Origin of the sequence: Blautia wexlerae DSM 19850, from assembly GCF_025148125.1 — a bacterium.
GTDB lineage: Bacteria > Bacillota > Clostridia > Lachnospirales > Lachnospiraceae > Blautia_A > Blautia_A wexlerae.
In genome coordinates, this window is record NZ_CP102267.1 from 170,478 (window position 1) to 182,500 (window position 12,023).

At 43.6% G+C, this 12,023-nt stretch carries 11 protein-coding genes; 8 read left to right on the forward strand and 3 right to left on the reverse strand.

The window, feature by feature from the left end:
* The first annotated feature begins 3 nt into the window (after positions 1 to 3).
* The 3 genes from NQ550_RS00720 to NQ550_RS00730 all read left to right on the forward strand — a co-directional run bounded on the left by NQ550_RS00720 (position 4) and on the right by NQ550_RS00730 (position 2,823).
* Entirely contained in the window at positions 4 to 237 is a 234-nt protein-coding gene (locus tag NQ550_RS00720) for a hypothetical protein (protein WP_022379952.1), read from the forward strand.
* A gap of 336 nt (positions 238 to 573) precedes the next feature.
* Positions 574 to 1,716, forward strand: coding sequence for a CobW family GTP-binding protein (locus NQ550_RS00725; protein WP_025580411.1), 1,143 nt, complete (start codon positions 574 to 576; stop codon positions 1,714 to 1,716).
* 156 nt (positions 1,717 to 1,872) lie between these two features.
* Entirely contained in the window at positions 1,873 to 2,823 is a 951-nt protein-coding gene (locus NQ550_RS00730) for a TIGR03943 family putative permease subunit (protein WP_025580410.1), read from the forward strand.
* Here NQ550_RS00730 and NQ550_RS22740 read toward each other — a convergent pair.
* Entirely contained in the window at positions 2,816 to 2,959 is a 144-nt protein-coding gene (locus tag NQ550_RS22740; protein ID WP_416386861.1) for a DUF6783 domain-containing protein, read from the reverse strand. The two genes, NQ550_RS00730 and NQ550_RS22740, sit on opposite strands and share 8 nt — an antisense overlap.
* 28 nt (positions 2,960 to 2,987) lie before the next feature.
* On the opposite strand from NQ550_RS22740, the gene pth reads away from it, so the two are divergent.
* The 3 genes from pth to NQ550_RS00745 all read left to right on the forward strand — a co-directional run bounded on the left by pth (position 2,988) and on the right by NQ550_RS00745 (position 8,350).
* Positions 2,988 to 3,569: an aminoacyl-tRNA hydrolase gene (gene pth, locus NQ550_RS00735; protein ID WP_008707705.1), complete on the forward strand. Its 582-nt coding sequence runs from the start codon at positions 2,988 to 2,990 to the stop codon at positions 3,567 to 3,569.
* A 99-nt stretch (positions 3,570 to 3,668) separates the two neighbouring features.
* Positions 3,669 to 6,986, forward strand: a complete 3,318-nt coding sequence (gene mfd / locus NQ550_RS00740; RefSeq protein WP_025580408.1) for a transcription-repair coupling factor — start codon at positions 3,669 to 3,671, stop codon at positions 6,984 to 6,986.
* A 122-nt stretch (positions 6,987 to 7,108) separates the two neighbouring features.
* Entirely contained in the window at positions 7,109 to 8,350 is a 1,242-nt protein-coding gene (locus NQ550_RS00745; protein ID WP_025580407.1) for a peptidylprolyl isomerase, read from the forward strand.
* 188 nt (positions 8,351 to 8,538) lie between these two features.
* On the opposite strand, the gene NQ550_RS00750 is transcribed toward NQ550_RS00745, so the two are convergent.
* The gene (locus tag NQ550_RS00750) at positions 8,539 to 9,339 is read right to left on the reverse strand and encodes an HAD family hydrolase (RefSeq protein WP_025580406.1); all 801 of its coding nucleotides are present in this window, start codon (positions 9,337 to 9,339) and stop codon (positions 8,539 to 8,541) included.
* A complete protein-coding gene (locus NQ550_RS00755; protein ID WP_022379957.1) occupies positions 9,329 to 10,525 on the reverse strand; it encodes a DUF4317 domain-containing protein in 1,197 nt (398 codons plus the stop codon). Before NQ550_RS00755 ends, NQ550_RS00750 begins: the two co-directional genes overlap by 11 nt.
* Positions 10,526 to 10,743: 218 nt before the next feature.
* Between NQ550_RS00755 and NQ550_RS00760 the strand changes: the two genes are divergently transcribed.
* Together NQ550_RS00760 and NQ550_RS00765 are read left to right on the forward strand one after the other, a co-directional pair.
* Positions 10,744 to 11,262, forward strand: coding sequence for a nitroreductase family protein (locus NQ550_RS00760; protein WP_025580404.1), 519 nt, complete (start codon positions 10,744 to 10,746; stop codon positions 11,260 to 11,262).
* Positions 11,263 to 11,509: 247 nt separating this feature from the next.
* Positions 11,510 to 11,785, forward strand: a complete 276-nt coding sequence (locus NQ550_RS00765; protein ID WP_029677159.1) for an acylphosphatase — start codon at positions 11,510 to 11,512, stop codon at positions 11,783 to 11,785.
* The last annotated feature ends 238 nt before the right edge of the window (positions 11,786 to 12,023 follow it).

A 12,023-nucleotide genomic window follows, 5' to 3' on the forward strand; every position in this document is an offset into this window, starting at 1 on the left:
AACATGAAAGTATCTAACATTAAAGACATCGATAAATTTTTTTCTGTAGTTGACAGCTGCGAAGGCAGAGTAGAATTAGTAACAGGCGAAGGTGACAGACTGAACCTTAAATCTAAATTATCCCAGTATGTATCTCTGGCAAATATTTTCTCAGGCGGAGAGATTCCGGAACTTGAGATCGTTGCTTATGAGAAAGACGATATTGATAAATTAATGAGCTTTATGATCAACGGTTGATCATTAGTGTATACAGGCGGGGGCATGATGGTGGATCATGCCCCTTTCTTTGATGTGAACAGGCAGGTTGTTCTGAAGGTATTGAACAGCTGCAGGACATTTGTAAACCAGGGGGCACAGGCGTTTCCTGGTCAAAGTGCGTTGATGGCAGACTTGAATACATTGGACATCTTATGTATAATGAGTACGTTATAGGTAAATATATAAACAGACAGATAATGATGGCAGTTCCCAAAGTTATTCTGTTTGTTCATAAAAATGGCAGAATATAAAAAATGACGGCTATATGGCAGTTATTCAGAAATATAAATTTTAACGAAGAGGAGAAATAAGATAATGGCAACTAAGATTGATATTATTTCCGGTTTCCTTGGAGCCGGTAAAACTACATTGATTAAGAAACTTCTGAAAGAGGCTTATGCAGATGAGCAGGTTGTATTGATCGAGAACGAATTTGGTGAGATTGGCATTGACGGTGGTTTCCTGAAGGAAGCGGGAATCCAGATCCGGGAAATGAATTCCGGATGTATCTGCTGTTCATTAGTGGGAGATTTCGGCACTTCTCTGAAAGAAGTTGTGGACAAATATCATCCGGACAGAATCCTGATCGAGCCATCAGGTGTTGGTAAACTCTCAGATGTTATTAAGGCAGTACAGGGTGTTCAGGGAGATGTGGATATCGTTCTGAACAGCTATACAACTGTAGTTGATGCAAAGAAGTGCAAAATGTATATGAGAAACTTTGGTGAGTTCTTTGATAATCAGGTTGAATATGCAGGTGCGATCATCATGAGCCGTACAGATATCATTGATGAGAAGAAAGCACAGCAGGCAATGGAACTTCTTCGTGGAATTAATGCGAAAGCTGCTATCATCACCACTCCGATTGAGAAACTGGACGGAAAGAAAATCCTTGAGGTTATGGAGAAACCGGTATCTCTTGAGGAAGAACTGATGTCTGAGGAAGAGGTATGCCCGGAGTGCGGACATGTACATGAACATGGAGAGCATCATCATCACGATCACGACCATGATCATGAATGTGGCTGTGGACATGATCACGAAGAACATCATCACCATGACCACGACCATGAATGCGGCTGTGGACATGATCATGAGGAACATGAGCATCATCACCACGATCACGACCATGAATGCGGTTGCGGACATGATCATCATGATCATCACCATCATCACGCAGATGAGGTATTTACAAGCTGGGGACGTGAGACGATTAAGAAATACACAAGAGAAGGTCTTGAGAAGATGCTTGAGGCTCTTTCCGCTTCTGAAGATTACGGTATTATTCTTCGTGCAAAGGGAATGCTTCCTGCAGAAGACGGAACATGGATTTATTTTGATATGGTTCCGGAGGAAACAGAGATCCGTGAAGGTGCACCGGAATACACAGGTCGTCTCTGCGTGATCGGCTCCAAACTGAAAGAAGATAAGCTTGCAGAATTATTCGGGCTTGCATAATGATCATGAGGAAGCAGCGATTTATGGCAATCCTCTAAAATACTGCATCTGGATTCAGCTCATCGGAGCATGAAATCCTGTGTCATAGATGCGAGACTGAATGATTTCGGCAGATAATAACAGAATCAGAATAAAGATAAAGGAATAAATTATATGATGGATGATATCAGAGTTCCCATTTATTTGGTTACGGGATTCCTGGAAAGCGGAAAGACTACTTTCCTGGATTTTACATTGCAGCAGGAGTATTTTGCCATTGACGGCAAAACTCTGTTGATCCTTTGCGAAGAAGGCGAAGAAGAATATGATATGGATAAACTGAAACTTACAAACACAGTTGTGGAAGTGATCGAGGATGAAGAAGATCTGACACCACAGCGTCTGGCTGCCATGGATATCATCCATCAGCCGGAGCGCGTTGTGATCGAGTACAACGGAATGTGGCTTGTAAGTAAGTTTGAGCAGATGGAGCTTCCGGAAGGCTGGGGCATTGAGCAGGAGATTACCTGTGTGAATGCAACTACTTATCAGGTTTATATGGCAAACATGAAATCTCTGTTCATGGATATGATCAGAAATACAGATATGGTTGTATTTAACCGCTGTAAAGAGGGAGATCCGCTTCCTGCATACAGACGAGGGATCAAGGTCGCAAATCAGAGTGCAGAGGTTATCTTTGAAAATGAAGAGGGCGAGATGGATGACATTTTCCAGGATGAGATGCCGTTTGATATCAATGCACCGATTATTGAGATTCCACCGGAAGATTATGGTATCTGGTTTGTGGATGCCATGGATAATCCGGATAAATATGTAGACAAAATTGTCCGCTTTAAAGGACGTGTCATGAAACCACGTGGAATGGGAAGTAAATTCTTTGTTCCGGGACGTGTGGCAATGACCTGCTGCGCAGATGATACCACATTCCTTGGATACGTGTGCAGAAGCGATTATGCACCGCATATCAAAGAAGGCAGCTGGGTAGAAGTAACAGCGAAGGCCGCATTTGAGAACCGTACAGAATATCAGGGTGAGGGCATTGTTCTTTATGCAAGTGATGTGAAAGAATGCGAGCCGCTTAAGGAAGAGATGGTATATTTTAATTAATTATCTTAGCGTGTGTTTGAAAAATGCTTTCCGCAAGATGTGCGTTACAATTTGCAGGATTGGTTTTTTGAACACACTTTAGAGGATGTAAAAAAATAAATTTGACATCAGGACAGGTATGGTAATTCCGGAAAATGGTGTTAAATTAAGCAGGAGACACATATATGTATTTAGTAGTTGGCCTGGGAAATCCCGGGAAACAGTATGAAGCAACACGCCACAATATGGGATTTGATACCGTTGACCGTCTGGTAGAGGATTACAATGTCCCTCAGGGTGGTGTGAAATTTAATGCCATGTACGGTAAAACCATGATCGGTGGAGAGAAAGTGATTCTTATGAAGCCGCTTTCTTTTATGAACCTGAGTGGCGGTCCTGTTCGTGAGATGGCGAATTATTTTAAAATTGATCCGGAATCAGAGCTTATTGTTATTTATGATGATATTGATCTGGAGCCCGGGCAGCTTCGCATCCGCAAGCAGGGAAGTGCGGGTGGACATAACGGGATCAAAGATATTATCCGCCAGCTTGGCACAGAGAAATTTCTCCGTATCAAAGTAGGAGTTGGTGCAAAGCCGAAGGGATGGGATCTGGCAGATCATGTACTTGGCAGATTTTCCACAGAAGACAGGAAACTTGTGGATGAAGCAATAGCAAAGGCGGCAAAGGCTGTGGATATCATAATCTCACAGGGTACAGATGCAGCCATGAACGAATATAACAGAAAAGTACCTGTACAGAAATAAGCAGACAGGAAACAGATGATTGTTCAGCAAAAGGTATAGAAAGCGGTAACTGGAAACAGAAGCCGCTTTTATTACGTCGAAGGATCATGAGGGGTGAAGATGAAAGCATTTTTAACACCTCTGCAGGGGCTTGCAGAGTTTGAACAGATTAAAGAAAAAAGCAAAACGAATAAGGGAATCCTGCAGGTTTCGGGGTGTATGGAATCGCAGAAATCTCATCTGATGTACGGACTTTCCGGGATTGCGCCTTATCGTCTGATCCTGGCGGAGGACGAACGCCGCGCCAGAGAAATTTATGAAGATTACAGATTTTATGACAGAAAAGTGTATTCTTATCCTGCGAAAGATCTTCTGTTCTTTCAGGCAGATATCCATGGAAATCTGCTGATACGTCAGAGGATGAAGGTCATTAAGGCATTACTGGAAGAGAAAGAACTGACAGTTGTTACAAGTATTGACGGATGTATGGATTTTCTGGAATCTCTGGAAAAGATAAAAGAACAGCTGATTCATTACGAAAGTGACAGCACCATAGACACAGAACAGCTGAAGAACCAGCTGGTGGCTTTAGGTTACGAGCGGGTAGGACAGGTGGAAATGCCGGGGCAGTTCTCTGTGCGTGGCGATATTGTGGATATTTACTGTCTCACTGAGGAAAATCCATGGAGAATCGAGCTTTGGGGAGATGAGATTGATTCTATCCGGAGTTTTGATCCGGAGAGTCAGCGTTCTCTGGAAAATCTGGAAGAACTTACGATCTATCCGGCGGTGGAGCATATAGGGGACAAGGATATGGTTTCCTTCCTGGATTATTTTCCGGAGGAAAGAACCATAATCTTTCTGGATGAACCAAACCGACTGACTGAGAAAGGCGGGGCTGTAGAAGAAGAGTACAGACAGAGCCGTATGCACAGAGAGGAAAAAGGCAGCCGGAATCTGCCGGAAAACTGGCTTTGTTCTTTTGAACAGCTTCAAAAAGAACTGAATAAACGCAATTGTATTTCTGTATGTGCGCTGGAACCGAAACAGGCAGGCTGGAAAGTGCGGGAGAAATTTTACCTGGAGGTAAAATCAATCAGCGCTTATAACAACAGTTTTGAACTTCTGGTAAAAGATCTTCATCAGTATAAGAAACAGGGATACAGGATCGCGTTGCTTTCCGGTTCCCGCACAAGGGCCGAGAGGCTGGCAAAGGATCTTCAGGAAGAGGGACTGGCAGCCTTTTATGGACAAGATTATGACAGGGAGATCTGTCCGGGCGAGATCATGGTGGTTTATGGCCATGCAAAGAAGGGCTTTGAATACCCGTTGATCAAGTTTGCGGTAATGACAGAATCTGACATTTTTGGACAGGAACAGAAGAAAAAGAAGAAAAAAAATTACAGTGGAAGCCGTATTCAGGATTTTGCGGAGCTTTCTATCGGCGATTTTGTTGTCCATGAAAAGCATGGTCTTGGTATTTACCGAGGAATTGAAAAAGTTGAAGTAGACAGGATCGTTAAAGATTATATTAAAATTGAATACAGAGGCGGAAGCAATCTCTATATTCCTGCTACTCAGCTTGACTGTCTGCAGAAATATTCAGGGGCAGATGCTTCAAAGGCTCCGAAGCTGAACAAACTTGGTACTCAGGAGTGGAATAAAACAAAGAGCAAGGTTCGTGGGGCAGTTAAAAATATTGCAAAAGAACTGGTAGAGCTTTATGCAGTGCGTCAGGAAAAGGAAGGATATGTCTGTGGTCCTGATACTGTATGGCAGAGAGAATTTGAAGAAATGTTTCCATATGAAGAGACAGAGGATCAGCTCAGTGCTATTGAGGATGCCAAACGTGATATGGAGAGTACCAGGATTATGGACCGGCTTATCTGCGGGGATGTGGGATACGGCAAAACAGAAGTGGCGCTGCGTGCCGCATTTAAGGAAGTACAGGAGAGCAGACAGGTAGCTTATCTTGCACCTACAACGATCCTTGCGCAGCAGATTTATAATACCTTTGTGCAGAGGATGAAGGAATTTCCGGTACGTGTGGAACTGTTGTGCAGATTCCGGACCCCGGCACAACAGAAGAAGGCAATCGAAGATCTGAAAAAAGGTCAGGTGGATGTGATCATTGGAACGCACAGAATCCTTTCCAAAGACGTACAGTTCAAAAATCTTGGCCTGTTGATCGTTGATGAGGAACAGCGGTTTGGAGTTACGCATAAGGAAAAAATCAAGCAGTTAAAGAAGGATGTGGATGTCCTTACACTGACTGCAACGCCCATTCCCCGTACTCTTCATATGAGCCTGATCGGAATCCGGGATATGAGTGTCCTGGAGGAGCCTCCTATGGACAGAATGCCGATCCAGACATATGTTATGGAATATGATGAAGAGACAGTCCGAGAGGCTATCAACAGGGAATTGCGCAGAGGCGGACAGGTTTATTATGTTTATAATCGAGTGACGGATATTGCAGATGTTGCCCTGCGTATTGCGAAGCTGGTGCCGGACGCAAGGGTGGATTTTGCTCATGGCCAGATGAGTGAGAGGGAACTGGAGAATGTGATGTATTCCTTTGTAAACGGGGATATTGATGTGCTGGTTTCCACCACGATCATTGAGACAGGGCTGGATATTTCCAATGTAAATACTATGATTATCCATGATTCAGACAGATACGGGCTTTCTCAGCTTTATCAGCTTCGGGGAAGGATCGGGCGTTCCAACAGAACTGCCTATGCGTTTCTGATGTACAGAAAGAATGTGATGCTGAAGGAGACGGCTGAGAAGCGTCTGGCTGCGATCCGCGAGTATACGGATCTGGGAAGCGGATTTAAGATTGCAATGAGAGATCTGGAACTTCGAGGTGCCGGAAATCTGCTGGGTGCGCAGCAACATGGACATATGAATGCGGTTGGATATGATCTTTATTGTAAGATGCTCAATGAAGCAGTGAAAGAGGCGAAGGGTATTCATACAATGGAGGATTTCGAGACATCGGTTGATCTGAATGTTGATGCGTATATTCCTGATTCCTACATCAGTAATGAATTTCAGAAGCTGGATATTTATAAAAGAATTGCGGGGATTGAGACACAACAGGATTATGATGATATGCTGGAAGAACTTCTGGACCGTTTCGGAGAACCCGGAAAGGCAGTGCTGAATCTTCTGGCGATTGCGAAGTTAAAGGCGATTGCTCATCAGGGGTACGTAACGGAAATAAAGCAGACTGGAAAAACAGTCCGGTTTACCCTTTATGAGAAAGCAAGGCTGAATACAGAAGGCTTTCCGGCTCTTATGCAGAAATACAGAAGAGGTCTGCAGTTTAAGAATGAGCAGGAACCGAAATTTATCCTGGAACCACAGGGGAATCTGATCCTGGCATTGACGGAATTTGCAGAGGAACTTAAGAGCATGGCGGAAAATATGTGAAATATACTACATATTTTTCGATTTGCCTTGCCCTTCGCAGGAAAAAAGTTTATACTCTAATAACAGTACATTCTGGGAAAGTGGTATGGAAGAAAGACCAGATTGATAATATGGAGGAAGAAATGAAAAAAATGGTAAAGAGAACAGCCGTTGTGACACTGGCAGGTGTGATGTCAGTTGGTATGCTTTCCGGCTGTGGAAGTAAAACATTAGATGGAACAAAGACAGTGGCTACTGTTGACGGAACAGATATTCCGCTTGGAGTTGTAAGTCTTTATGCCCGCGAACAACAACAGCAGACAACAACCATGTATTTAAATTATATGGGAAGTGCAGATAATATCTGGGATCAGACAGCAGGTGATGATTCAGATGAGACTTATGGTGATCAGGCAGTGACAAGCAGTCTGGAGTCGGTTGAGAAGATGTATATTCTCAAAGAGAAGGCTGCGGATTATAACATAGAGCTTACAGATGATGATGAAGCAGCGATCGCAGATGCAGCATCACAGTTTATGGCTGCAAACAGTGAAGAGACAATTAAGGAACTTGCGGTAACGGAAGATCAGGTAAAAACACTTCTGGAGCTTCAGACAATTCAGAAAAAGATGTATGATCCGGTTGTAGCAGAAGGAAAGATCACAGTTTCTGATGATGAAGCGAATCAGACAACCTTCACTTATGTAAGTATCTCTACAAGCGGTGATGATATAACTGATGAGGAGAAAAAGACTAAGAAAGAACAGGCTCAGGAGATTCTGGATAAGATGAAAGAGGATCCTACAGCAGATATGAGTGAGATTGCCAAGGGTGTAGATGACAGTTATTCTGCAGTACAGGGTAATTTTACAACCAAAGAGAGCGAAGACGAGGATGAAGATTCCGGCAGCGAGGCATATCCGGATGAGGTTTTGAAGGTTCTGAGAGGACTGAAAGACGGAGAAGTTGCAGACAATATTATTGAGACTGACACAGGATACTATGTAGTAAGACTTGACAAGATCAATGATGAAGATGCCACAGCTTCCAAGCGAGAATCTCTTCAGAATTCCAAAGAAAGTACCTATTTTACAGATACAACTGCTAAATGGCTGGATGAGGCAGATGTAAAGGTAGTTAAGAAAGTCATTAAGACACTTAAGATTACTGACAAACATACCTTCATGGCACCGACTCCTACCCCGGTTCCGGAAACACCGACACCTGAAGTGACAGAAGAGGCAACTCCAACACCGGAAACAGAGGAAGTTACAGAAACACCTGCAGCAGAAGATACAGATGTGACTGAGACACCTGCGGCAGAGGAAGAAGCAGCAGAAACTACTGAAACACCGGAAGCAACACCGACAGAAGCAGCTAAATAAGAAAATCCGAACTGTCAGTAGCCTGCTGATGGGAATTGATTATTGTAAATTAAAACAGCTATGATGAAAACCTGAGTGTTTTCACATAGCTGTTTTTAAGTTTAAATAAATCCGAAATCATTCTCCTAAATATGCAAAAATAACACAGATAAATAGAGATATGATAATACGTTATTTTGTATGTTCTGCTAAATGAGATGGAAATGCTTCAAAGCATTGGCAATTCCGTTGTCCTCTATATCGGTTGTCTGGTAAGTGCAGTGAGGCAGGATCAGGGGATCCGAGTCGCCCATTGCGATGCTGTTTCCGGCGAACTGCAGCATAAGAAGATCGTTCGTGCTGTCGCCGAATGCATAGGTGGCTTTGACCGGAACCCCAAGGCGGTCTGCCAGAAACCGGATTCCGGTTGCTTTGCTGAGATTTTTCTGAGTCAGTTCCCAGGCCTTGTCTTCATGTATGAAACACAGAAAATGTTCATCTGCAAATTTGCGGAAAGTTTCCATATCAGAATCAGCAGACGGAAAAGCCAGAAACTTGTCAAATGTAAAATGGTTGTATGTTTCGGGCGGGTAGAGAGCCAGATCTTCTACTATAACTTCTGCTTTCAGCTTCTGAACAGTTTCAGGAACAGCACATGAATTGCTGTCATATAAAATCTTATCCGGGCGTTCAAAAAACGCAGGAATTCTGCATTCCCGCAGTAATTCTGTTGTTTTACGGCAAAGTGGATTTGGAATAGAACTGGAAAACAAAAGCTCTTCATTCATATAAATCTGGCTGCCGCATCCGCATACATAGCCGTCGAATCCCATTTCTTTAATGATTTCCGGAATCATTGTATAGGTACGTCCGGAATTGATGAAAAGGAGATGACCATTATAGCGGGCTTCTTTTAAAGCCTGTTTCGCACTGTCCGGAACTGTCCATGGGTAAGGGGTTAACAGGGTTTTGTCAATGTCAAAAAATAAGAGTTTACGATTATTCTCCATCAGATGTCTCCTCTGTCTCAGTATCTGTATTGTCATAAAATTCGTCATCAGAAGGATTTTCATTTCCTGTATGTACGCGGATTCCGTTCAGTTCAACTTCGCCTTCCATTGGAATCACAAGGCACTTGCGTCCGTCAATTACGCGTGTTTCCACAAGATCGGCACGTTCAGGATCTACGTGGACTACAACATCCGGGGTTTTGATCTCGAATCTTTTTGTATTGGTGATGTTGGAAGCGACCAGAGAGGATTTTTCCCCGGCTGTGATCTCGTATTGTTCATCAAATGACTGTAGTTTTTCATCTTCTACGCCGCATTCTTCAAAGAGGCGTTTTACCTCAGATTTGGTCAGAACTACAGGTTCCGGCTCATCCTTCTGTGATTCGATCAGGTCGTTTAATTTCTCGTGAATGCTTAATACAGTGTCATATCTGCAGTCGTCGCCCAGAGTATCTTCAACCAGTGCGTTAAAGGAATCACGCTGTCCTCCTGCAGAAAGAGGTGCTGTACATCCAAGCAGTTCATCGATAAAAATATCCCGAAGCTCGTTTGCATTTTTACTATAATAAAGGACACCATGGATGTCAGTGCTGCGGTCGTTAAACTGCGGGAAAAGGAAAGCAACATCCGGAAGTTCCACGATCCAGTCGCGGATACGGTCCTGGATGCTGTTGGTTTCGGCATTGTAGCAAAGACCTGCCTTAGAGAGTTTTACAGGACAGATACAGCACATGATGTGCTCATAAATCTCATCAGATGCATCAAACATTTCTGCACCGTCGGAAGACTTTCCGGGGATATCATATACTCCATGGATCAGGATGATGTAGTAGTTTTCGGGATAATCATAGTTTTCAATGATCTTATCGTAGAAACTTTCTACCAGTGCATCATCGGTCAGTTTGCTTTCTCTCAGTTTCATAAGAAAATGTTGAGTTCCGCCCTCAGTTTCCTGCTCGAGAGGAAATTCCATGTTCATCAGATTTTTTCCTATTGTTCCGGAAAGGGATTTGCGGAAAATTTCAAAGTATTTGAACATTTCTTCTTCTGATAAAGAGAGAAATGCTTCTTTCAGTTCGGTTTTTTTATTCTTTTCTCCGTCAACGTAACATCCGCAGATGCGGGTGAGAGAACAGTTCTCGGGAGTGAACTGTTTCTTGATTTCAGAAATTTCTTTTTTGTTCATATAGTTTATACCTCATGTTAGTCTGCTCTTTATTATAGACCAGTTGTGATGCAGGGGCAAGGAAAATTGCCTGAAAATTATGGGAAATACAGGTGAGTTTTGGTAGATGTAGTGCTATAATATAGGAAGATATTGTTGCCTGACTGTGTTGCTGAGAACGTGGTGGACAGTAATGTTGCTTTGACAGTGATGAAAATAAATACAGGAGGATATGAGACATGAATGAAACAATAAAAAATCTTTTGGAACGAAGAAGTGTACGTGGTTATAAAGAAGATCTGGTGCCGGAAGAAGTGTTGAATGAAATTCTTGAAGCAGGGGAATACGCACCAAGCGGAATGGGACAACAGGGTACACTTATGGTAGTAACACAGAATCCGGAACTTGTTGCGAAGCTTTCTAAAATGAATGCGGATGTGATGGGGACTGAGAGTAATCCGTTCTATGGGGCACCGACAGTTGTTGTGGTCTTTGCAGACAGTAATATGCCTACATGTGTGGAAAATGGAAGTCTGGTTATGGGAAATCTGATGAATGCTGCTCATGCCCTTGGGGTTGATTCCTGCTGGATTCATCGTGCAAGAGAGGTGTTTGCTTCTGAAGAAGGAAAGGCATTGAAGGCAGAGTGGGGTGTGCCGGAGTCTTATGTTGGAATTGGTCATTGTGTGCTTGGTTATCGCTCCGGGGAATATCCGAAAGCGAAAGCGAGAAAAGACGGATTTGTGATCAGGGTGTGATTGTAGTGTGGCGGCAGAGTGATTCCTGAAACAGGCTGGCAGGAAAGATGTGAGAATGTTCGGGAAATCAAGTTGCCGGCACAGTAGCTGTGAGAGAGGGTTGCTGTTGAGTATATTTGATTTTAAGAGAAAGAAGTACAGAACGTTTCTGCAGGATTCTGAGACAGGTGAGGAGATTGCTGAGGAGTATGAGAAAGGCCGGGGAGTCTGGAAAAAGCATGATGTTCAGGATGGGAAGGGTTCGGAGATGAGAGAGAATCTGATAAGGAAGCATTATTGGTTTTCGGGGAGAGTGCAGGGAGTTGGATTTCGCTATCGGGCCTGTTATATTGCCAGTTCTCTGGGGGTTACCGGTTGGGTGAGAAATAACTGGGATGACCGCGTGGAGATGGAGGCGCAGGGGAGCAGGGAGCTGCTTGCGCAGATGGTGGAGATGTTGGGGAGACAGAGGTTTATTGAGATTGAGGGGATTGAGGAGAGGGTGATTCCGGTGGAGGTTGAGAGTGGGTTTTATTCCAGATGAAAGGGACGCAAGCTCAAACAATTCTCTTTGGCTCGGTTTCGGGTCTTAAGAAAAGCTAAGCCCCGGAAAATCTGCTAAAGGGGGACGCAGCCCCAAACAATTCTCTTCGGCTCGGTTTCGGGCCTTAAGAAAAGCTGAGGCTGGGAAGTCTGCTAAAAGGGGGACGCAGCCCCAAACAATTCTCTTCAGCTCGGTTTCGGGTCTTAAGAAAAACTAAGCCCGGGAAGATCAGCTAAAA